The sequence below is a fragment of the Campylobacter jejuni genome (genome assembly GCF_049221745.1).
GTDB classification, from domain to species: Bacteria; Campylobacterota; Campylobacteria; order Campylobacterales; family Campylobacteraceae; genus Campylobacter_D; species Campylobacter_D jejuni_E.
In genome coordinates this window covers 447,255-469,602 of record NZ_JBMJAO010000001.1, presented here as the reverse complement: position 1 = coordinate 469,602, position 22,348 = coordinate 447,255, and the positions used below count along the sequence as shown (strand labels likewise).

The 22,348-nt window shown below is 29.4% G+C and carries 17 protein-coding genes and 2 tRNA genes; 6 read left to right on the top strand and 13 right to left on the bottom strand.

What is annotated here, in order from left to right:
- Positions 1-122: 122 nt before the first annotated feature.
- From ACOTU8_RS02375 to xerD, 4 genes are all read right to left on the bottom strand, one after another.
- Positions 123-2,534 carry an autotransporter domain-containing protein gene (locus ACOTU8_RS02375; protein WP_422341622.1) on the bottom strand — a complete coding sequence of 804 codons (2,412 nt, stop codon included), beginning with the start codon at positions 2,532-2,534 and terminating at the stop codon, positions 123-125.
- 219 nt (positions 2,535-2,753) lie between these two features.
- The gene (gene pabA / locus ACOTU8_RS02370) at positions 2,754-3,320 is read right to left on the bottom strand and encodes an anthranilate synthase component II (protein ID WP_422341621.1); all 567 of its coding nucleotides are present in this window, start codon (positions 3,318-3,320) and stop codon (positions 2,754-2,756) included.
- On the bottom strand, positions 3,317-5,101 hold the full coding sequence (gene pabB, locus ACOTU8_RS02365; RefSeq protein WP_422341620.1) for a chorismate-binding protein: 1,785 nt from the start codon (positions 5,099-5,101) through the stop codon (positions 3,317-3,319). Before pabB ends, pabA begins: the two co-directional genes overlap by 4 nt.
- Positions 5,091-6,155, bottom strand: coding sequence for a tyrosine-type recombinase/integrase (gene xerD / locus ACOTU8_RS02360; protein ID WP_422341619.1), 1,065 nt, complete (start codon positions 6,153-6,155; stop codon positions 5,091-5,093). Before xerD ends, pabB begins: the two co-directional genes overlap by 11 nt.
- Before the next feature lie 562 nt (positions 6,156-6,717).
- On the opposite strand from xerD, the gene dsbI reads away from it, so the two are divergent.
- The gene (gene dsbI, locus ACOTU8_RS02355; RefSeq protein WP_422341618.1) at positions 6,718-7,518 is read left to right on the top strand and encodes a protein-disulfide oxidoreductase DsbI; all 801 of its coding nucleotides are present in this window, start codon (positions 6,718-6,720) and stop codon (positions 7,516-7,518) included.
- 315 nt (positions 7,519-7,833) lie between these two features.
- Positions 7,834-8,475 (top strand): thiol:disulfide interchange protein DsbA/DsbL, encoded by a 642-nt coding sequence (gene dsbA, locus ACOTU8_RS02350; RefSeq protein WP_422341617.1) that lies wholly within the window; start codon positions 7,834-7,836, stop codon positions 8,473-8,475.
- 33 nt (positions 8,476-8,508) lie between these two features.
- Here the strand turns inward: dsbA and ACOTU8_RS02345 are convergent, their stop codons facing one another.
- On the bottom strand, positions 8,509-9,495 hold the full coding sequence (locus ACOTU8_RS02345; RefSeq protein WP_422341666.1) for a c-type cytochrome: 987 nt from the start codon (positions 9,493-9,495) through the stop codon (positions 8,509-8,511).
- Between the two features lie 201 nt (positions 9,496-9,696).
- On the opposite strand from ACOTU8_RS02345, the gene ACOTU8_RS02340 reads away from it, so the two are divergent.
- On the top strand, positions 9,697-9,837 hold the full coding sequence (locus tag ACOTU8_RS02340; RefSeq protein ID WP_422341616.1) for a hypothetical protein: 141 nt from the start codon (positions 9,697-9,699) through the stop codon (positions 9,835-9,837).
- Here the strand turns inward: ACOTU8_RS02340 and ACOTU8_RS02335 are convergent.
- Genes ACOTU8_RS02335 through ACOTU8_RS02315 form a run of 5 tightly spaced genes read right to left on the bottom strand, consistent with a single transcriptional unit; the run spans position 9,825 to position 14,306 of the window.
- Positions 9,825-10,457 carry a hypothetical protein gene (locus ACOTU8_RS02335; protein WP_422341615.1) on the bottom strand — a complete coding sequence of 211 codons (633 nt, stop codon included), beginning with the start codon at positions 10,455-10,457 and terminating at the stop codon, positions 9,825-9,827. The genes ACOTU8_RS02340 and ACOTU8_RS02335 overlap by 13 nt on opposite strands.
- Entirely contained in the window at positions 10,454-10,696 is a 243-nt protein-coding gene (locus ACOTU8_RS02330; protein ID WP_422341614.1) for a hypothetical protein, read from the bottom strand. The genes ACOTU8_RS02335 and ACOTU8_RS02330 overlap by 4 nt, the downstream gene beginning before the upstream one ends.
- Complete coding sequence (locus tag ACOTU8_RS02325) at positions 10,680-11,726, bottom strand: DHH family phosphoesterase (protein ID WP_422341613.1); 1,047 nt, start codon at positions 11,724-11,726, stop codon at positions 10,680-10,682. The genes ACOTU8_RS02330 and ACOTU8_RS02325 overlap by 17 nt, the downstream gene beginning before the upstream one ends.
- Positions 11,727-11,734: 8 nt before the next feature.
- Positions 11,735-13,909, bottom strand: a complete 2,175-nt coding sequence (flhA, locus tag ACOTU8_RS02320; protein ID WP_422341612.1) for a flagellar biosynthesis protein FlhA — start codon at positions 13,907-13,909, stop codon at positions 11,735-11,737.
- On the bottom strand, positions 13,896-14,306 hold the full coding sequence (locus ACOTU8_RS02315; RefSeq protein ID WP_422341611.1) for an Rrf2 family transcriptional regulator: 411 nt from the start codon (positions 14,304-14,306) through the stop codon (positions 13,896-13,898). The genes flhA and ACOTU8_RS02315 overlap by 14 nt, the downstream gene beginning before the upstream one ends.
- A gap of 175 nt (positions 14,307-14,481) precedes the next feature.
- Between ACOTU8_RS02315 and rpsO the strand changes: the two genes are divergently transcribed.
- Entirely contained in the window at positions 14,482-14,754 is a 273-nt protein-coding gene (rpsO, locus tag ACOTU8_RS02310; RefSeq protein ID WP_002852579.1) for a 30S ribosomal protein S15, read from the top strand.
- 84 nt (positions 14,755-14,838) lie between these two features.
- Here the strand turns inward: rpsO and ftsK are convergent, their stop codons facing one another.
- Together ftsK and flgL are read right to left on the bottom strand one after the other, a co-directional pair.
- The gene (gene ftsK / locus ACOTU8_RS02305; protein WP_422341610.1) at positions 14,839-17,679 is read right to left on the bottom strand and encodes a DNA translocase FtsK; all 2,841 of its coding nucleotides are present in this window, start codon (positions 17,677-17,679) and stop codon (positions 14,839-14,841) included.
- Positions 17,680-17,786: 107 nt separating this feature from the next.
- Complete coding sequence (flgL, locus tag ACOTU8_RS02300) at positions 17,787-20,036, bottom strand: flagellar hook-associated protein FlgL (RefSeq protein ID WP_422341609.1); 2,250 nt, start codon at positions 20,034-20,036, stop codon at positions 17,787-17,789.
- 181 nt (positions 20,037-20,217) lie between these two features.
- Between flgL and ACOTU8_RS02295 the strand changes: the two genes are divergently transcribed.
- Together ACOTU8_RS02295 and ACOTU8_RS02290 are read left to right on the top strand one after the other, a co-directional pair.
- Positions 20,218-20,304, top strand: a tRNA-Leu gene (locus tag ACOTU8_RS02295).
- Positions 20,305-20,313: 9 nt separating this feature from the next.
- Positions 20,314-20,388: transfer RNA gene (locus tag ACOTU8_RS02290), tRNA-Gly, on the top strand.
- A gap of 28 nt (positions 20,389-20,416) precedes the next feature.
- Here the strand turns inward: ACOTU8_RS02290 and abc-f are convergent.
- Complete coding sequence (gene abc-f / locus ACOTU8_RS02285; RefSeq protein WP_422341608.1) at positions 20,417-22,348, bottom strand: ribosomal protection-like ABC-F family protein; 1,932 nt, start codon at positions 22,346-22,348, stop codon at positions 20,417-20,419.

The following is a 22,348-nucleotide window of genomic DNA, read 5'->3' as shown; positions in this document are numbered from 1 at the left end:
AAGCTTTGTAAAAGTTTATTATTTTTTGATTTTATAGTTATGCTTAATATAGGATTTAATGATATTTATTTTAGGATGCAAAGCCTTTACGGCTTTGCAAAGGAGAATTCTATTTTTTAGGATTAGAATTGATATTTAAGTCCGATATTTCCGCTTAAATAAGTTTCGCTTTCATCATTTACTTTACCACTTAAAAGATGTTTAACACCCGCTGAGAAAGTAAACGCCCATTGATTTTTTATATTAACATCTCCACCAACTATAAATGAGCCATAAGTTTTTTTCTTATCACTTCCATTGATAGTAAATGAAGTAGGGCTTCCTAAAAATCTAGCTGTGTAATCATCTCCTGAAGTGATTATGTATTGCTCGATTTTTGGCATAGCATAAATATAGCTTTCTTTTGAAAGATATTTTCTAAATTCAGCGCCTGCTTCTATACTAGTATCAAAGCTAGATTGTGATTGAACATGTTGAGCGTATGCACCATTTTCATTGTAATCAGGTGTGAAAGAATAATAAAAATTAAGTCCTGCTAAAGGTTTGATATAAAAATCATTTCCCATATCAAATACATAACCATAAGTTCCACTAGCACCTAAGAATTTTCTAGTAAAATCAGATGAATTTATTGTTCCAGCTATAAATCTATCTTGATCAGTCCAGCCAAATTGTGCATAGCCTTTAAAGTCAAATTCGCTATTTCCATAAAGTGTTCTTGAGTATAAACCAAGTTGTAAGTTATCACTTTCTTGATTTACCATGCTAGTTTTAATTTTTGAATCAGCATAAGTTAAATAAGCACCAAGAATAGTATCTTCACCTACTAAGCGATCATAACCTACGCTTACACCATATAAAGCACCGCTTTTACTATCGATGATATTAGCACCACCGATTACATTTGCCCATACATTATTATCATAGCTTCTTGCTCCATAAGCGTATTGAGAATCGCTAGCGATTCCATTTCCTGCTGCAAATTTTAAGCCTTCTAAAGAAGCTACATTTACAGTTGAATAAGGATTGCTAAATTTAGCTAAACGATTTGATATAGCCATATCGTTTGACATATTGATAGCACCAATAGGAGCATTTAGAGCTGAATTTCCTGCATTTGATTGGGCTGCTCTTTCTACATCGTTGATTACTTTACCATTAGCAAAGATATAATCAGCTGTTCCAGCTAATTTACCACCTACATTTGAAGTAGCTAAAGAAGCAAAAATTTGTCCTTTTTGTCCAGCTGCAATGTTGAAATTTGTATCATTTATTTTCTTGTCTAAATTAGCTGTTTTGTTTTTAACGTCTTCGATAAGCGCGTTGTATTCTGCTAAACGATTGTTAAGTTCGCTTAGAGTTTTTTTATCGTCTTCAAGTTTTTTTACAGCTGCATTATAAGTTTCTTGAGCTGTTTTAATTGCTTCTTGTTTACCTTCTTGATTGGCCTTATCAAGCGCAGCTTTAGCAGTATCAACAGCTTGTTGAGATTGAGCAATAGTGCCAGTTTTTTCTGTGTTATATTTTGTTATTTCTCCCTCAATTGATTTTTTATTAGTAAAGAATGTTCCACTTTCTACTTTATTATCAACCTTATAAAGTTTTTCTAATTCGGTTTTTTGCTTTGTAAATTCTGTTTTGATGGCTGCGTTTAATGCATCAAAATCAACTCTACCATTTTTGATGGTAGCAAAATTTCCATTTACATAAAGACTATTGCCTTTTTGAACAAGTTCTGTTGCATAAAGACTGCTTAGATCGGTTGTTGGTGCAATTTCATCAAAATCAGTTATAGTGCCTACTCCACCTGCGTAATTTTGATTCATAAGATTAGAAGAAATATTTACTAATGGATTGTGAAAAACTAAATTTCCTTTGTTGTTACTACTAGTATCTGTAAAGCTTTTACTTGAATTTGCTGCATTTTCAAAGCCTTCTGAAGCACTCATGATATAAAAACCATTGCTAGTTACACGACTTAAATCCAATGCTTCAGCTTCAAATGTTGTATTTTGAGCACTTACTTTTCCATTAACATTAAAATTAGCTTGTCCAAAGTTTGTAACGCTACTATTGGTAAGTTTTAAATCTCCATTGATGGTTAAAGAACCATTAAAGCTTTGATCAAAGAAAGTTCCACTACCTACTTGTATATGTCCGTTGTTTAATTCTACGCCATTTTTAGCATCGATAGTGCTTGCACCATTAGTGGCAATAATATTTGCATCACCTATGGCATCTCCTGTAAAATTTAAGCTGTCTGCCGTAAGATCAAAACTATAGCCATCACCTAAAGATGCTTTTTGATGAGTAGATCCTGTAAATTTTAATCCACCATTTTGATCTTTTCCTGCTTTTATAGTAAGATGTTTGATACTGTTTTCGTCACCTGTAAATTTAGTTTTGCCAAGTTCTGTTTTAATAGTATCACCTGTGTTAAATTCATAGGTGTAATGACTCTTATTGTCTTTATCTTGTGTTAGTTTAGTATCGTTAGTGATATCTTGTGCATAAAGCCCCCCCCCCGTGGGCAACTATAAAACTTGCTGCGATTGCAGAAAGCATGATCGATTTATGATGTTTCATAAATAAACTCCTTTTTTAAAATTTAAATTTGTATGTGTATATTATCATATTATTAAAAGAAAAACAAGTATTATTAACACAAAATGAACATTTTTTTATTGTTGACTTGTTTTTTGTTTATAAATTTGATTTGATTATATTTAGCGTTGTTTTAAATGCAAAAAAGGCTAAAGTTTCATAAAATTTTTAAGTATTTTTTTGCCTTTTTGGGTTAAAACCGCTTCAGGGTGAAATTGCAATCCATAAACGGGATATTTTTTATGTTTAATTGCCATAATGATATTTTCTGAATTATGAGCTAGAATTTTGCATTTTTTAGGCATAGAACTAATGTACAAAGAATGATATAAGCAAATTTTAATTTCTTGTTTAATACCCTTAAAAATAGGATCTTTTTTAAAATAAAGTTTAGAAATTTTACCATGCATGGGGTTTTGCATTTTAGAAACCTTGCCGCCAAAAACTTCAGCTATACACTGATGTCCTAAACATATACCTAAAATTTTTTTATTTTTTTTAAAATATTTGATTGCTTTTAAGCTTAATTTAGATTCCTTAGGAGAATGAGGGCCAGGAGAGATGATAAGATGAGTAAAATCAAGTTTTTCTAGTTCTTTAGCTTTTTTAAAGGCATCATTTTTTATCACTTTGCATTCAAAACCAAGTTCTTTAAGATAATGGATGATGGTATAACTAAAAGAATCATAATTATCTATAAATAAAATTTTCTTCATTGTAATTTTACCTTTTTTAAACCACGCACAGAATTAATGCAATAAATATTTTCCGCTTCAAATAAATCTTGCTTAAATAATGCTTTTTCTTTTATCAAGCCAAGATTGACTAAGAAATTTCTATATACGCCATTTAACATACCGCTTTGAATTTGTGGAGTATAAAATTGAGCGTTTTTTTCTAAGATGAGATTGGTTCTTGAGCCTTCGCAAAGTTCATTTTTTTCGTTAAAAAAAGCTATATCATAACACAAGTTTTTCTGCCATTTGCATGAGTGTTGATTATAAAAAGTACGTAAAGAGCTTTTGTGATAGAGATTATCGCTTTTTGAGTTAATTTTATCATCACTTAAAAGCAAAATATCATTTGAATTTTGTTTTAAGGTGCTTTGTTGGAATTCGTATTTTCCATCTTTGTATAAAATCAGTTTTAAAATTCCTTCCTTATGTGGATTTTTAAAGGGTAGGGGGAAATTGTAAAATAAAGAGTGTTTTTTGTGGAAAATTTTTTCATCAAGTTTAAAAAGTGTAAAATTTTGATATTCTTTATAAGAACTTTTTTGATTTAAAATATTATAAAAATCTTTAAAGATGTTGCGAGTATTAAAATTAAATTTAAGAGCTGAATTTATAAGCCTTAACAAGTGTTCTTTTAAAAATAAAATTTGAGAATTTTTAAAATACATGGTTTCAAAAAGATGAAAATCACAAGAATTTAAGATCGCGCTTTTAAGTTTTAATTCTTCAAATTCATCTTTGAATTTTGAGTCCCAAACCAAACCACTGCCCGTGCTATAAGTATAAATTTCATCTTGTTTTTCTAAGGTGCGTATGGCTACGCTAAATTTGCTTTTATTTTTGTGTATTAAACCTATGGTTCCACAGTAAATACCACGATCTCTTTGTTCTAATTCTTTAATAAATTTAATGCTTTCAAGCTTTGGAGCACCTGTAATAGAACCGCAAGGAAAGAGAGCTTTAAAAATTTGATATAAAGAAATATTTTTTTTAAGTTTACCTTGTACACTTGAAGTCATTTGATGTAAAGTAGGGTGACTTTGAATTTCAAAAAGTTTGGTTTTTAAGCTTTTTTTTGTGATGATTTTTGAAAGATCGTTGCGTAAAAGATCGCAAATCATAACATTTTCACTTAGATTTTTTGTATCATTTTGCAAGAAAATTTTATTTTCTTCATCTTTTATAGGATCTTTATCACGCTTAATCGTGCCTTTCATAGGTTTTGTAAATATTTTTCTTTTTTTGGTTTTGAAGAAAAGTTCAGGAGAGAAGGATAAAATTTCTCTTGTTTCATCTTTTATAAAAGCTTTAAATTCAGTATCTTGTCTAGAAAGCAAAAGTTTAAAAAGTTCAAAAGAATCCATTTTGCTATGAAATTTAAAATTTTGAGTGAGGTTGATTTGATAAACTCTTCCTTTAGAGATCGCCTCTTTAACTTTGATGAAATTTTCTTTGTAATTATCTTGATCTAAAAAATTTACAAATTCAGGAATAAATTTTTCTTCATCGATATCTTCTTTTTGAAATTTTTTTCTTTTTTTAAAAGCAAATACGGACAAATAAGGTTTTTTACTTATGAAATTTTTATCTTGAAAATATCTATATAGCTCATAATCAGCAAGCATTAAAATATAAAAATCATTTTTATATTTTTCTATAAATTTAAAGCATTTTTTATTTTCTTTGTGGCTAAAGGCTTTTAAAGTGTGTTTTAAATCATGGTAAAAATATTTACCAAAAATAGCATAGTTTTCAAGAGTCACTTAATTCCTTTGCAACCTGTGCGGCAAGTTTTAATTTATCATTATCAAAATGAGTGTAAATTCTTGAGGTATTTAAACTTGCATGCCCTAAAGCTTCTTGAACTAAAACTAAATCTTTTTGCTTTTTATAAAGTAGAGTAGCAAAAGTATGACGCAACATGTGAGCACCATTTTTTTGTTTGCGAATTCCTGCACGAAATAAAAGCTGTTCTACTATGCGACTGACATAAGATTGAGTCAGTGGAGTGCCTTTTTTATTGACAAAAAGTAGGGCGTCTTTACTCATGTAATTGATACTTACATTTTTAAGCAAATCGTAAATAAGTTCTTTTTTTATCATTACAACGCGATATTTATTGCCTTTAGCTCTTATTCTTATGATATAAAGATCGTTTTCTTCGCTAATATCACCCATTTTGATATTGATAGCTTCGCTTACCCGTATGCCCGTAAAAATGATGATTTTAATAATAAGTTTATTGCGTATGGTATTGTTTTTAAAATCTGCATTTTCAATAGCATCAAGAAATTTTTTAAGCTCTTCTTCACTCATAAATTCAGGTAATTTCACCCCTTTAGAACCTGCTATACCTGCCCAGTTTTTAAGATTGATATCGAAAATATGTGCTTTTTCATCTTCTTCGTTTTGCTTGTTTAGAAAATCAAAAAAATTAATCACAGCAATACGATAATTTTTTTTGCTTGCATCTGATAAAGCACCTGTTATACTTGCTAAAACTTCTACAATAAGTTCTTCATCAATCTGTTTTAAAGAGTAAAGCTTGTAAAAAATTAAGTACTCAAATACTTTTTTTAAGGGGTTAAAATAAGTATTAACTCCACTTAAACCAGCATTTCTTGCTTTTTTTGCTAGAGCGTCAAGTTCTTCGATGTTCTTTACACCTTTTGTAAGAGCAAAATTAACTTCTGCTAAAGCTTGTGGATTTTTTAACTCTTTGTTAGATAGCGAATTGAGTTTAAATTTTACATATTTTGCTAGCCAAAATAAGAATGATTTTTCAAAATTTTCTTCACAATCTAAAGGGTGTTTCATAAAAACTTTTCCTAATCTAAAATTTTTAGCTTTTTAACTAGAAAAGGTATTTTAGTATTAACTTAGTAAAAAAAAGCTTTTTTAGGAAAAAGTTTGTTTTTATATAACAAGAAAAAAAGATTGAAATATTTTTATTAAATAAATCTTATATCAATCATAAAAAGATATGATAAAAGGTAAAAATATGTAGAATTTATAATTTTGTATTGAAAACTATAATTTTCAAACTTTTTTATATATATCTAGATTATTCTACTTTAATATAGGTTAAACTATCATTTTTGCATACTTTTAGGATTTTACCTTTTGAGTGAAATAAACTTATCCACAAAATATAATGTAAAAAATTGATAATTTTATTTTGTAAATTAAAATTATATTTTACTTTTTTTTGAAAACTATAAAGAATATTTAAAAATTAAATTATTTTATATTATTATCAAAATATACATAAAAATGATAATTTGTGTATTAAATTTTTTAATCCCCTATTCTTGATTAATATTTTTTTGGTTAAAATTTTCTTTAGAAATTTAATACTGATGAAATAGGCAAAAGACTAATGAGAAATAATTTTGTAATTAATATTTCCAAATGGCAAGATACACGTAAACCTTGGTTGATTTTGATCATAGTTACTATAGGACTTACTTGTATAGCGCATTTTTTATTTCAAGAATATCTTTTTATGCAACCTTGCGAACAATGTGTGTATATAAGATTTGATATGCTTGTTATGGCTATAGGTGGTATGATTGCATTAATCAACCCTACAAATAATATTATAAAAATTTTTTCTTATAGCTTAGCTTTTTATGGAATTTGGCTTGGCTTGGAGCATTGTTTAACTTTAAATCATATCCATGAAGTGGTTTATTCTGAAAATCCTTTTGCAGGTGTAGATGGATGTCGTGAAATTCCTATTTATCCATTTAATTTACCTTTGCATGAATGGGCTCCTAGTTGGTTTTTGCCAATAGGAGAATGTGGGATGGATGCTCCTGTGGTTCCAGAACATGCTTATAATCATCTTAATGCTTTTCAAAAATTTTTTATAGGAACTCCACCTGATTTTGAAAATGGGCTTTATAGTAATGGTTGGTATTTGATTCCTAGTTTAAAGTTTATGAATATGGCAATTTGCTGTCTTATAGCATTTTTATGCTGTTTTATTGTGCTTTTTGTAATGTTTATAGCTTATGTTTTAGATAAAAATAAACCTAATACTAAAATTTTTGCATTAGTGATTGTTGCTTTGGTTTTGGTGCTTAAATTTATAGGCGAACCAAAAAATCTAAATCAAAATATAGCTAGTTTAAATCATTTTAAAGGATTGATCATGAGACTTAGCAAAACTCTTTAACTTTGAGATTTATAGAATTACAACTCCATGGGTTAGAACGCAACAGCTGGAATGGCTTTTGATCTTAGCAAAGAAGGTGTAAGTTTTGGAGAATCAAAACCTGAAATTGATGGATTTAATTGGGGTGCTAAGAAGCCTTCTGTTTAAATTCAATTTAGCGGTTTAGGCACGGGGGTTATCAAGCAATGCCTTTTAGTGTGTTGATCAAGCATTCAATCCTAAAAAATAACAATAAGCTCAAAAATAAATTTGGGCTTATTTATTTTTTTTAAATAAAATTATCTTTAAAAATTTTATTTAACCTAAGGATATAATATGCGTAATTTTTTTTGCAAATTTGTTTTAGCTCTTGTATTTTATTCAAGCTTTGCTTTAGCAAATAATAGTTTTATTACTCTTAATCCAAGTTTACCTAACTCTGAGAATAGTGTAATAGAAGCATTTTCTTATAAATGTATACATTGTTATAATCATCATAAATTTGGAACCCTTGAAAAACTGAGAGAAGCTCTTCCAAATTTACATTTTAAACTCTATCCTGTAAGTTTAATGAATGGGGAATTTTCCAAAGAAATGAATGAGCTTTTTGCCTTTGCTCAATACAAAGATGAACAAAATGGTAAAGACGCGAGTTATTCTGATAGTTTATCTCATAAACTTGCTGATGTTTATTTTGTTTCTTATTTTTTAAACAAACAAAGAAATTTTTCAAATTTAGATGAATTTTACGACATAGGTTTAAAGGCTATGAATGTAAATAAAAATGAAGTGTTAAATTTTTTAAGCACCCCAAAAGCTAAAGAAATTTTAAGTGAATTTCAAAGAGCTAATGATATAGCTAAAACCTATGGCACCCCTGCTTTTGTTGTTAATGGAAAATATCAAATTAACCCAAGTGCAATCAATTCAATGCAAGATTTAGAAGATCTAGTTAAAAAATTAAGCAATATAAAATAATAAATTTTTAAGGCAATAAAAATTGCCTTAAAATTATTTTTTGATCATATTTGTATAAGGTCCATAGCGATGTTGGGTTGTAGAAAAGCTATCATCATAAGGTCCTACATCCATATCTAAAGGCTTGACCTTTCTATCTGGAAAGTCTTTATCTCTATTTGCTTTAATAGGACGAGCTTGTGAATTCATGTAAGCTGCTACATCATAAGCATCTTCAAGACTTAAGTCAGGTGCACCTTGAGGCATATTTTCTTTAATATAAGAAGCAGCTTTGATAAGACGATACATTCCAGCTCCTGTATTATAACTATCATTACCCCAAAGTGGTGGATAAAGATAATACGCCCCTGCACTATCCTCATTTTTAAGCCCCAATCCATTTTCTTGATGACAAACGGCGCATTTGTCCATATAAATTGCCTTACCTTTTTTAGGATCAGCTGCTCTTGAGATGAAATCTATCTTCTTAAGTCCCTGCCCTTCTATCTTAGCTCCTACTGGAACCCCTTGAGATAACCATTGCATATAAGTTAGCATGGCTTTCATTTCAGGCGCATCACTAGGCATTCTTTTACCATTCATAGATCGCTCAAAACAGCCATTGATCCTATCTGCTAAGGTAATTACTTTATCTCCCCTAGCATTATATTGTGGAAATCTTGCCCAAATTCCTATAAAACCTGATTGATTTTGTACACTTCCACCATTAGCATGGCAGCTTGAACAAGAAAGATTATTTCCTGCAAATCTTTTTTTAGGATCTTTGGCCTGTGGACCTACATATTTGCTTGTTTCATTAAGAATCTTGTTTCCCAAAATAACCATTTTGCTATATTCTGAATTTTTTGGCATTTTAGTTTCATCTATGGTGCCATCTTCATTTAAAGCCTTAGGTAAATTCCATTTAGCGGTAGGCAGATCAATACCTGTTGCACTTTTTGTTTTTTCTAAATTTGGATCTAAGGCTAAAGCACAACTTCCACATAGCAACAAAGTTAAAACTATAGAAAATTTATTCATCATTTTTCCTCCTTAAAATTGTCTAACTCGAATTCAGTATATAACTTTGCTTTAAAAAAGTCAATAAAAGTTAATAATATTTCAATAAAAAAATTTAAATCCTTAAAACAATATTTATTCGTCTTACAATTAAAACTTTAAAATAAAAATAAAGTTTTTTTGATAAAATTGAAGCTTGCAATATTTTTAGAGGTTGGTTTAATGAAAAATTTAAGCATTCAAGAAAAAAAAGACTTAGACAATTGCGTTTTTCAAAATCTTGGAAGGCAAAATACTTTTACTTTAAGTGCGATTTTTAAAAATTTTTATTTAAAAATTAAAGCATTTATTTATTCTAAATAATACCATTTAAAATCTTTTTTTGTATAGGAAAGATCTTTAAAAGAAGGTGATTGGATAAATAGTTTGCACTCTTTATCCAAATTTTCTATTCCGTATATTTTCATAGCCATTCTTGAGTCATGTCTTGTAAGTTCTATTCCAACGCAAGCTTGATTGTTGATTTTGTAAAGTAAAGTACCACCGTCTTTTTCATTTATATTTAAAATATCCAAATTCTTATTTTTACTCATATCTTTTACATCTTTACTAAAAGAATATCGGAGTTTATAATATATCATAATATCTTGCATGGTATTTTTCAAATTTTGTAAATTTTCATTAATTAAATATCCATTATTTTTATAAAGTTTTAAAAAATCTTCATTAAGAAATTTTTGAAAACTTTCATCTTTAGACAATTTTTGACAAGAATTATAACTGTTTAAAATTCTAACTTGACCAGCTTCTATTAAAAGTTCAAGACATTCTTTATTTTCTTGTGAAAATTGCACTAATTTAACTTCTTGAATCTTAAAATCTTTGTTTGGTTTTTTTTCATAAGCAAAATCATTTAATTTTTCATAAATATTAGCAAAACTTAAAGAATATAAACTAAAAAAAAATAAAATACACTTTTTCATTGAAAAAAATCTTTGTATTTATTTTTTAGAAATTCCACCACTTCTAAAATTTCATCAACTCCTTCTTTGTTAGAATTTTCGAGCACATTATCTATATTATCGATATAAGCTTCTATTGCATTTTCTAATTTTTCTCTTTTAACTCCGGCGTATAAAAGCATAGCTTCTAAAACTATGCTAAGCTCATATTGTAAAGCTTCTAGTTCATTTTTTAAGGTTTTATTATTGTTTTGATTCATTGTTTTCCTTTTTAAGTTCTTTGCTTTTGATTAAATCAATAATTTGAGCCTTAATATGATTATAATTTGTTCCATCTTTAAATGTCGCAAAAAGTCCACCACTGGCATTTTTATGTCCACCACCACCTACCAAATTTTTAGCCATTAAACATACATCTATTTTTCCATTTGCACGAAAACTTAAGGTTTTTCTAGAACTAACATCAATAAAAAAGTCATAATCAGGATTTTTTACTAAAAAATCATTTCCAATAATAGAAGTATTGCCTATATTTGAAGTTAAAATACCTTTATGGCCTTCATATTCTATACTGAAATTTTCTTTTAGTTCACTTAGTTTTTCAACTACAAAATAAGAAATTAAATTGGAAAGAGTATCATCATTTTTTCTGGCAAAATAATCCTTTTTTATAAAATGAGTAGCATTATCGAGTAAAATATTCGCATTTTCTTTTCCTATAAATTTCCAAGCCTTATCAAGCAAGAAAAACATATAATCAATTTGTGATTCTTTAAACATCACGCGATTTATTTCTTTTGCATTGGCAATCAAGCTTAAAAAAACCTTTCCAAGTTCAAAATTTTCATCCTCGCTTAGCCAAATATCAACAGCATTAACCACATCAACAAATTTTGAAAGTTCTAAAATAGGGGTGCAGATTTTAGAGAAAAAATCATAAACGATTTTAGTTGCACATCTTTTAGAATCAAGTAAATACCAAGAATATTTTTGAGCACATTCTTCGCCACTCTGATGATGATCAAGAAGAAAAATTTTAATATTTTTCTCTTTACAAATTTTTTCAAATTCTTCGCATTGATTTAAATTTAAATTTAAATCTGTTATTAGAATAATAGCTTTTCCGAAATTTTTATCTTTTTCTATATCGTCTATAATAGAATTAAAATTTTCATTAATTTCTTTACCATAATTAGAATTATAAAATTTCACATTTTTAAAATAAAAATTTACTACAAATTGACAAGCATAACCATCAAGATCTGTGTGTGAAAGATGATAAATTTTCATTATATTCCTTAAAGTTCTATCCTAATAATACCCTCGGTATTAAAATTTGTATTTTCTGCAATTTCTGCAAAACTTAACACTACTATATTAATGCTAAAATTATAACAAATATCAGCAATGAATTTTCTAAGCTGCGGCTCAACACAAAGTATAAAAGGCTTGATACGACCGTTTGCTACTGCGGCAACTTCAGCCCTTAGAGTATCTACTAAAGTTCCTGTTTGAGCTACACTTAAGGGTAAATGATAGCTCCCATCTCTAAATTGCACATTTTCCATTAAAACTGCAGAGCTAGCAGAATCTAAAATAAAAATATCTAAATTTCCTTTATCATCTAGATACATGTTTGTAATCATCCTAGCTAAAGACGCCCTTACATGCTCGATAATCATATCAAAACTCTTGCTTACTTCAGCTATATCGCTTATAGATTCTAAGATAGTAAGCATATCTTTAATAGGTATGTGGTGTTTAAGTAAGTCTTTAAGAATTTTTTGAATAAGGCTTACAGGTGCAACACCTAAAGCACCTTCTACGATGATTGGATAATCATTTTTAACCTTATCAAGAAGATTTTGCACCTCTTGACGTGTAAGAAGTTCGCTTGCGTGTGCTTTAATAAGTTCGCTCATATGTGTTGAAATAACACTTGCAGGGTCTATTACTATATAGCCATTTAATGTTGCTTCATCTTTTAAATTCGCATCAATCCAAAGTGCATCAGAGTTAAAAGCGGGTTCTTTTGTAGCAATCCCTTCTATCTCTTCTGTGATAAAACCACTATCCATGGCTAAATATTTATCCGGATAAATTTCAGCACTTGCTATAGATACGCCCTTAAGTTTAAAACTATATTCATTTGGTTTAAGTCTTAAATTATCTCTTATTCTTATTTTCGGCATTAAAAATCCTAAACTTTCAGCAATACTTCTTCTCATTGAGCGAATTCTTTCTGTAAGTTCATTTTCAGCAAGTTTAATAAGTCCGTATCCAAGTTCAAGTTCTAAAATTTCAACTTTGAGTATGTCGTTAATCTTGTGCTCTTCTTCTTTGAGAATTTCCTCTTCGCTTTTCTTAGCAGGTGCTGCCATTGTTCCACCTGCTCCACTTTGAGATGTAGCTGCAGCACTTGGTTTGCTTTTTTTAACTGTGGTTATATCAATTTTACCTTCTTTAACCTGCTTGGTAAGATAGCCAAGACTTAAAAAAACTAAAGCCATAAAGCCCAAGGATAAAGTTGGCAAACCAGGCACTAAAGCAAAGATAAAAAGTACAAAACCTACTATTAAAAGTGTGCGATATTCGCTTAAAAGTTGAGTTAAAGTTCCTTCTGCAAAATTTTCCTCATCTTTGCTTGCACGAGTGATAATTATAGCGGTTGCAGTAGAAGTAATAAGCCCTGGAATTTGCGATACAAGTCCATCACCTATGGTTAAAATAGTATAGGTAGAAGCAGCATCGCTTAAAGCCATATCGTGTTGAAAAGATCCTATTAAAAAACCACCTATGATATTTATAATAGTTATGATAATTCCTGCAACAGCATCCCCTTTGATAAATTTAGAAGAACCATCCATTGCACCATAGAAGTTTGCTTCAGCAATAACTTCTTGACGTCTTGCCCTAGCGGTTTGTTCATCAATAAGTCCTGCATTTAAATCTGCGTCAATAGCCATTTGTTTACCTGGCATCGCATCAAGCGTAAATCTTGCTTGTACTTCAGAAACCCTTGTACTACCTTTTGTTACAACCATGAAATTAATCAATACTAAGATACAAAATACGATCACACCAATGACCATATTTCCGCCAACAACAAATTCTCCAAATGCTGCTATAATCTCACTCACGACTTCAGGACCATTTTGCCCTTCGCTTAAAATCATTCTTGTGGTAGCTATATTTAATGAAAGTCTAAATAAAGTAATAATCAAGATTAAAGTTGGAAAAGTTGTTAAATCTGTTGGTTTAGGTATATAAATAGAAATTAAAATAATTAATACTGATAAAGCTATACTTAAAGCTAAGAAAAAGTCCAAAATAGGACTTGGTAAAGGAATTATAATAATAGCTAAAATACAAATTAAAAAACCAACAATAGTTAAGCTTTTAGCTTTTAAAACAGGAGCAATTAAAGGCCCCAAGAAAGGAAAAACTAAATCGACTATTTTATTTTTTGCCATTATTTTTCATAATATCTTCTAAAGTAATAGAATCTAAAAATTCATCTACTTTATTTTGTAAATTTACTAACATAGGCATTAAGGTGCAATTTTCTTCTTTATTATTTGGACAAGTACCACCACTGCATTCAAATACACTAATATCCTTTTTTTCAGCACTATTAACAACTTCTTTTATAGTATATTGACTTGGTTCTTTGATTAAAGCAAAACCACCTTTTGCTCCTTTAAAAGATTTTAACAAACCATCTTTAGCTAAAGTTTGTAAAATTTTAGCTAAAAAACTTTTGGGAATATCAAGCTCTAAAGCTAAAGAATCTACATCTTGAGGTGTTTCTTTTTGAGAAATATAAATTAAAGAAAGTAAAGCGTATTCGCTAGCTTTGGTAAATAGCACAAATTCTCCTTATTATAACTACAGAAATAGCAGTAATTATAATAAATAATTCTTAGAAAAAGACTTAAATTTTGACAAAACCTTCTAAAAAAGATAAATTCAGTTTATTTTTTGCTTTTTAAGATAAAATTACAGTTCTTTAATTTTATTATTCTACCAATTCAGGAGGTCTATCATGGCTTTGGATTCGGCCAAAAAAGCAGAAATAGTTGCGAAATTCGCTAAAAAACCAGGTGATACTGGTTCAACAGAAGTTCAAGTAGCTCTTTTAACTGCAAGAATTGCAGAACTTACAGAACATTTAAAAATCTACAAAAAAGACTTTTCATCAAGATTGGGACTTTTAAAACTTGTAGGTCAAAGAAAAAGACTTCTATCTTATCTTAAAAGAAAAGATTATAATTCTTATAGTAAGTTAATTACCGAATTAAATCTTAGAGATAAATAATTTTTAAGCCCTTTTTATAGGGCTTTTGTCTTTTAAATTTCTTCTTTTGTAATCAGCTTTATATATCAAAAATACAAGAAAATCTTATAAGATTTCCCTTTGTCCTTTGGCATCAGGTTCGCTTAAAATCCCGTTTTGCGTAAGTTGTTCAATAATATTTGCAGAGCGGTTATAGCCGATTTTTAAACGACGTTGTAGATAAGAAATACTTGTTTTTCCATCTTCTAAGATTACTCTTTTAGCTTCTTCATAAAGCTCATCTACTTCCTCATAAAAGCTTTCATTTGTTGTAACACCCACACTTTGCTGATCTTTTAAAAAGCTTTCATCATATTCTACGCTTTGTTGATCCTTTAGAAAATCCACGATTTTTTCTATTTCAAATTCACTTGCAAAAGGCGCATGCAAACGCACTATAGAGCTTGTTCCAGGAGGAGTAAATAAACAATCCCCTCTTCCAAGTAAACTCTCAGCACCCATAGCATCTAAGATAACTTTAGAGTCAATTTTTTGCCCTACTTTATAAGAAATTCTACTTGGTAAATTCGCTTTGATCAGTCCTGTTACAACATCCACAGAAGGTCGTTGTGTAGCTACAATCAAGTGAATCCCGCTTGCTCTTGCCATTTGTGCAAGTCTTCCTATATAAAATTCTACATCTTTACCTGCAGTCATCATTAAATCAGCAAGTTCATCGATAATTACTACAATAAAAGGAAGTTCTTCTCCGCCTAATTCTTTCATTTTTTCATTATAATTTTCTATATTTTTGGTTTTTGCATCGGCCATTAAACGATAGCGTCTTTCCATTTCAGCTACCATATTTGAAAGCGCATTGACTGCTTTTTTTGGATCTGTGATAACAGGAGTTAAAAGATGCGGAATGTCATTATAAATGCTAAATTCAAGCATTTTAGGATCTATCATCATCAAACGCAAAGTTTTAGGAGAGTTGCGATACAAAAGACTTAAAAGCATAGAATTTATCCCTACGCTTTTACCGCTACCTGTAGTTCCTGCAATAAGCAAATGCGGAAGTTTTTTAAGATCGGTTACAAAAGCATTGCCTACTATATCTTTACCCAAAGCTATAGTTAAAGGACTTTTAGCATTTTTAAAAACTTCACTTTGTAAAATTTCTCTTAGATAAATGGTTTGAATTTCATCATTTGGAACTTCTATACCTACAACATCTTTTCCTGGTATTGGAGCTTGAATACGGATTGATTTTGCCATTAAAGCCATAGTTAAATCATCTTGTAAATTTAAAATACGACTTACTTTTACATCTGCACTAGGACGAAATTCAAAAGTAGTCACAACAGGACCAACATAAGTGCTTATAACATCGCCGCCTATTTTAAAACGACGCAACTTTTCAAGAAGATTATAAATTTTTTTATCTATTTCACTTTCATTGATTTCTTGTCTATGCTCTTTTGGATTAGCCAAAAAATCTAATGGCGGCAAGGTGAAATCTTTTGGTTTTTCTACTTCGCCCTGCTCTATTTCACGCAATAAAGCTTGATTAATAGCAATTTCTTTGGCTAAAACTGCTTTTTGAAGTTTAATTTCTTGATCATTTGTTTTTTCATCATCGATTTTAGTTTCTGTATTTTGGATAAAATCTAGTGTATTTTTTTCTTCTATAACTATTTCATTTATATTTTTTATAGGAGTAGGTTCTATATAAGGATGATTTAACTCTTCTACAATGGGAGCAAATTCGAAGATATTGTCTGCTTTATCTGGATTTTTATTTTCATTTATTTTGTTTGATTCTTCTGTTTCTGTTTTGATTGTTTTTGGGCTATTAAAACTATATTTATTCCCTTCTATAATATCGCTTGAATTTATTGCATCATATTCTTCTAATTTTTTAATTTCCTGTTTTACTTTATTTTCTAAAATTTCATTTTGATAGGCTTTGTATTCTTGTTCTAGTTTTTCTTTTTTTATCAAATTCTCTCTAAGTTCAAGCTCTTTTGTAAAAATTTTTGGTTTAACTTCTTGTTTGGAAACTGGAATTTCAATATTTTTACGCTTATAACTTGGTTCATCTAAATTTTTATTTGTATCTATTTGCTTTATATCTTCAAGTTTTTTAGGTTTTAAAAAACGTTCAGGAATCATATCTACCTCTTCTTCTGAAATAAAATTAAAATCTTCATCAAGACTAATGCTCATTTTACTAGCCTTTTGTGCGAAATTTCGCACTTGTTGAGAATACTCATGAACAAAACTTCTTGATTCTTTTAAACTTTGTTTATCAATCTCTATGGTTTCATCTAAAATTTGATTTTTTAGTTTTTCAAAATTTTCCTTAGCTGTGGTAATTGAATTTTTACTTGCATTGATATTACTATCTTTAATTATCTGTTCTAAGTTATTAGTTTTTTCTTTTTTATTTATTTGTAAATTTTCATAAACACTATCTTGCAAAATATTTAATTTTGGAGCCATAGGTTCTGATTTACCTACATCTTCTTTCTCATTTTCTCCACCAAATACACGCATAAGTAAAGATTTGAAAGCTTGCTCTGCTTTTAATAAATAAGTAAAATCTAATTCTATTTTTAAAATTTCTTTTGCAAATTTTGGAAACAATAAAACCAAAGAAAATAGTAAAAGTAAAAGAGCAAAAATTCCACTCCCTGTATGCCCTAAGATTATAGAAAAAAATCCATATACAATTTCTAAAATATATCCAAACTCTCTATAAAAGACAGAAAATAAAAGCAAGGTAGAAAAAAAGGCTAAAGAAAAACCAAAAAGCTCTCTACGCTTAAAATTTTCTATTTTATAATTTTTTCTATAGTAGAGATAATTTAATATAAGCAAAGAAAATGGATAATAATACCCAAATTCTCCAAATAAAAATAAATTAGCCTTGTAAACCCATTCTCCCATACTAGGTGCTAGCATACAAAGACAAAGATAAAAAATAACAAGTGTAGAGCTGGTAAAAATGGCTTCTTTTTTAATATTCTTTCCTTGAAAATAAAATCGAAGCCAAATTATACCATAAAATTTTACATATAATTTAATAAGCTAAGTTGAGATATGGTTGTGCTAGCCTTAAGAGAAGCTTGATATGCAAGTTGGGTTTGCATTAAATTCATCATCGCTTCACCATAATCTACATCAATAACATTTGATTTGATAGATTGTACATTTACGCTTAAAAAAGTAGAACGAGTATTTACATCTTCTATTGTGTTGTGATATGCACCCATAGTTGTATTAAGCTTGCTAATGTGATCTGCTAAGTGATCAAGCCTTTCTAAAGCTCCTTGCATTCCGGTATTTCTTGGATCAGCCGAATTTCCATCGGCTCTCATATTACCACTTAAAACCGCATCTATCATAGTATCTAAATCTTTTATAAGATCAACATTTGGTTCATCTATAACTAAAGCATTATTGGCACTAAAACTAAAATTTGGACCATTCTCTACTTGTGCAGTTGTGCTATAAGGTGGTTGTGGAAAATGTCCACTTTGAGAATCGCTTAAAGAAATTCCTATATTAGTTCCTGAGGATAGCTTATCGGTAACGCTAATGCGACCTTTATAATCCATACTTACATCAACAGTAGCTTGTGAATCTTTCATGAGTTGTTGTAAATTATTATAACCATTTGCATCAACTTTTCCATTTGTAGCTGTTATGCTTTGGGTTGGAATTTTATCTGCTGCAAACATACCTATGATATCATTAATTTGACCATAAGTTATTTCATTTGATGGAGTTACTACTCCACTATTCCCTGTTGTTGGATCAGTGTGCATGATAGGAAAACTTATGGTTTGTTCTGGATTATTAGGATCAGGATAACTTACAGTTGAATTTCCTAAATTTATAGTGACATCATAAGAATTTCCACCTTTGGAATTGACTTTTAAATTTAAAGTAGTGCCATTTAGGCTATCTCCCGCCATTACCTCGCTAAGTTTAGTTGAATCTGTTGCATAAGCATTGCTTCCTTTGATAACTTGAGAAACATTACCATAAACTGTATTACCATTTTTTTCAAAATATACATTATCATAATCTGCACCATTTGCTTTATCTCCAGCCGAATCTGTCATATTACTTTTGATAAAATCAGTTTGAGCTAAGCTAAAACTAAATTCTTGTTCAACCCCGTTTTTTCCTGTTAACTTAATAGTAACTGGACTAGTTGGATTGGTAATATCACCATTTTTCATAGCTTCTTGCATAACAGCATTAGTGACATCATCCATATTAAGGTCATTTTCTTTAACAAATTTCTCCATTGCTTTAAAATCTTCAGTTTTATCCATTTGTGGAGTATAGGCTACGGCATGAAAGTCTAATTTATTATTGCCTTGTTTTAAATCTATGATTTGAATTTGGCCGCTATTATTAATGCTTACTTCTACGACTTTGTTATCGGCGGTATTACCATAAAGTGCTCCAATTTGCTCTAATACATCTTCTATTTTATCATCTGGTTTTACTAAAACTGCACTTTTAAAGCTTGTTCCATCTGGTTTTGTTCCTTGAACATAGAGTGTTGAAGGTGGAAAGTTAAGTTTTCGGTCTTTATCTTCAAAATCTATATCCGGATCTAATTTTCCATCTTTTACATAATTTTGCCCGATAAGCTGTTTCCAAGCAGAATCTCCGTTTAAATATTCTTGTTTATCTTTATCTGCATAGCGATTATCCTTAAAGCTGATATTAGTAGTAATTTGCTTTTTATAGTCTCCATCCGCTTTGAAAAATAAATCCCATCCGGGTATATTATAAGGACTTTCAGTTCCAGCTCCAGTTACTACGTTGATATTATTTTTATCTCCATAATAATTTCCATTAGAATCAAAAGGTTTATTTGCAACTTGTGAGCCTGCAAAAAGATACTGACCATTAACGCTAGTATTTGCAAGCTGAACTATACTTTCTTTTATACGTTCTAATTCTTTTGCTATAGCCTCCCTTGAAGTTTGAGAGTTCCCATCACTTGCAGCTTGAGTTACTTTAACTTTAAAATCTTCAAGAAGTTTAACCATATCTTGCAAAGCTTTCATGCTGTTTTGAGTCATTTCTTGAGCTCTACTTGTTGATTCTTTTACTTGTTCTAATGTTTTAATCTCATATTCAAGACGCGTATTATCTATATAAGTACTTGCATCTTCATATGAATTTTGTATCTTTAAGCCAGAAGCAAGTTGTTGAGATATCTGATATAAAGCACTTTGCCCACCCATGGAATTATTCACACTATTTGTGAAATTAAGTTTATTTGTAATTCTCATTTTTATCCTCGAAAATATTAAAGTTGAAATCTTTTCAAAATTGCTATGATAGCTAAAAGCAATAACTGTTCCAAAAATTTAAATTACATAATTTTATATCGTCTTTTTGAAAATACTTTTTATTTTTAAAGTATTTTTTAGACTAGAAAAGTATAATTTTATCTTTTAAAATATTAAACTAGCCCGAGTGGTGAAACTGGTAGACGCGCCAGACTCAAAATCTGGTAAGGACAACCTTGTGTCGGTTCGAGTCCGACCTCGGGCACCACTTATTTTTGCGGGAATAGCTCAGGGGTAGAGCACAACCTTGCCAAGGTTGGGGTCGCGAGTTCGAATCTCGTTTCCCGCTCCATCGAATAAAAATTATAAAATCTTTTTAATTATAAATTTTCACTTTTTTCTAATACTAAAAAATATTCATTTTCTAGAATTTCAAGTTCCTTTTGTGCTACTTCAAGTTCTTGATAAAGTTTTCCCACGCCTATTTTTTGATATACACTTGGATCGGATAGATCTTGATTTAATTTTGCTATTTTTTGTTCTAAAAAATCTATTTTTTCAGGATGATTTCTTAATATCTCATTTTCTTTATAGCTTAATTTTTTAGAACTTTTTTCTTTTTGATTATTATTTTGCTCTCGGGTTTGAAGTTCTAAAATAAAATTATCAAATTCTTTAATTTCTTTTTCATTTTCAAGATACTCAGTATAAAGAGTATGCAAGATATTTATATATCCATTTTCTTCGAAAGCATAAAGTTTTGTTGCAATTTTATCGACAAAATATCTATCATGTGATACAAGTAAAATAGCCCCTTTAAAACTAAGTAAATATTCTTCTAGTATATTAATTGTAGCTATATCAAGGTCATTAGTTGGTTCGTCTAAAACTAAAATATCATATTCTTTGGTAAAAAGTAAAGCCAAAGCAACACGATTTTTCTCTCCACCGCTTAAAAGAGCAATGCTTTTATCTAAAAATTCTCTAGGAAATAAAAAATTTTTTAAATATCCATAAACATGCATATTTTTACCACGAACTTCAACTCTATCTCCACCATTGGGACAAAAAATTTCAAGCAAGCTTTTATCGGAATTTATCAAGCTTCTAGCTTGATCAAAATATCCTATTTTAAGTTCCCCGCGTTTTATTTCTCCACTATCTTGCTTTAATTCTCCTAGAAGAATTTTTAGCAATGTTGATTTTCCACAACCATTTTTTCCTACAATAGCAATGCGTTCGCCTTGTAAAATACGTGTTGAAAAATTTTTAAAAAGATTTTTATCGTTTACAATTTTACTTATATTTTTAAGTTCAAAAAGCATTTTTTTGCGATTACCTATTTTTTCTCCATTAAAATTTAAAGCTGCTCTTGAAATTTCAAGTTTTAAACGTTTGATTGCTCCAGGATTTTTTTTAGCTTCTTCACGCATTTTAAAAACGCGTTCTTTTCGTCCTTCGTTTCTTTTAAGTCTTGCTTTTACCCCTCTTCTAAGCCATTCTTCTTCGCTTTTTAATTGCTTTAAAAGAATTTCATGACTCTTAACAAGATTTTCTAAAATTTGTGTTTTTTTCTCTAAATAGTTTGCATATCCGCCTTTAAAAACACTAAGTTTGCCCTGCTCTACTTCTACACACTTGTGCGCTATAGCGTCGATAAAATATCTATCATGGGAAATAAAAATCACACACATCTTTGAATTTTTTAGTAATTCTTCCAAAAAGCTTGTCATATATACATCTAAATGATTAGTTGGCTCATCAAGCAATAAAATATCAGGATTTTTTAGTAAAAGTATGCAAAGCCCAACGCGGCGTATCTCTCCGCCACTTAAAGTAGATATAATGCGTTTTTCATACTCAAGCAAACTAAATTCTTTTAAAACACGTATTATTTTAGATTCTATATTCCAAGCATCTTTACTATCAATCAGAGTCATAAGTGTATCTATTTTTTTAAGATAATCTTTATTACTAGGGTCTTCTTCTAGTTTTTTATGCAGTATTTTATATTCTTCTAAAGCATTGTAAATTTCTGCAAGCTCTTGCTTGATAGCTTCTTTTACACTTAAATTTGCATTAAAATCAACGGTTTGTGAAAGCATGGCTATACTTTTGCCATTTTGTCTTATTACTCTACCGCTATCTAAAGGAAGCGTGCCTAAAAGCGTTTTTAAAAAAGTAGATTTTCCTTCTCCATTTTTCCCTATAATGGCAATCTTTTCTCCCTCATTTGCACTAAAATTTGCTTCATTTAAAATTATTTTGTCTCCAAATTTTTTTGAAGCTTCAATTAAATCTATAAGAGCCAT

Coding starts and splice junctions, on each gene's coding strand:
- abc-f (WP_422341608.1), bottom strand. CDS start 22,348: ATGGCTCTTATAGATTTAATTGAAGCTTCAAAAAAATTTGGAGACAAA.
- xerD (WP_422341619.1), bottom strand. CDS start 6,155: ATGAAACACCCTTTAGATTGTGAAGAAAATTTTGAAAAATCATTCTTA.
- ACOTU8_RS02340 (WP_422341616.1), top strand. CDS start 9,697: ATGAAAAATTTAAGCATTCAAGAAAAAAAAGACTTAGACAATTGCGTT.
- dsbI (WP_422341618.1), top strand. CDS start 6,718: ATGAGAAATAATTTTGTAATTAATATTTCCAAATGGCAAGATACACGT.
- ftsK (WP_422341610.1), bottom strand. CDS start 17,679: ATGCTAGCACCTAGTATGGGAGAATGGGTTTACAAGGCTAATTTATTT.
- flhA (WP_422341612.1), bottom strand. CDS start 13,909: ATGGCAAAAAATAAAATAGTCGATTTAGTTTTTCCTTTCTTGGGGCCT.
- ACOTU8_RS02345 (WP_422341666.1), bottom strand. CDS start 9,495: ATGAATAAATTTTCTATAGTTTTAACTTTGTTGCTATGTGGAAGTTGT.
- dsbA (WP_422341617.1), top strand. CDS start 7,834: ATGCGTAATTTTTTTTGCAAATTTGTTTTAGCTCTTGTATTTTATTCA.
- ACOTU8_RS02325 (WP_422341613.1), bottom strand. CDS start 11,726: ATGAAAATTTATCATCTTTCACACACAGATCTTGATGGTTATGCTTGT.
- flgL (WP_422341609.1), bottom strand. CDS start 20,036: ATGAGAATTACAAATAAACTTAATTTCACAAATAGTGTGAATAATTCC.
- rpsO (WP_002852579.1), top strand. CDS start 14,482: ATGGCTTTGGATTCGGCCAAAAAAGCAGAAATAGTTGCGAAATTCGCT.
- pabA (WP_422341621.1), bottom strand. CDS start 3,320: ATGAAGAAAATTTTATTTATAGATAATTATGATTCTTTTAGTTATACC.
- ACOTU8_RS02335 (WP_422341615.1), bottom strand. CDS start 10,457: ATGAAAAAGTGTATTTTATTTTTTTTTAGTTTATATTCTTTAAGTTTT.
- ACOTU8_RS02330 (WP_422341614.1), bottom strand. CDS start 10,696: ATGAATCAAAACAATAATAAAACCTTAAAAAATGAACTAGAAGCTTTA.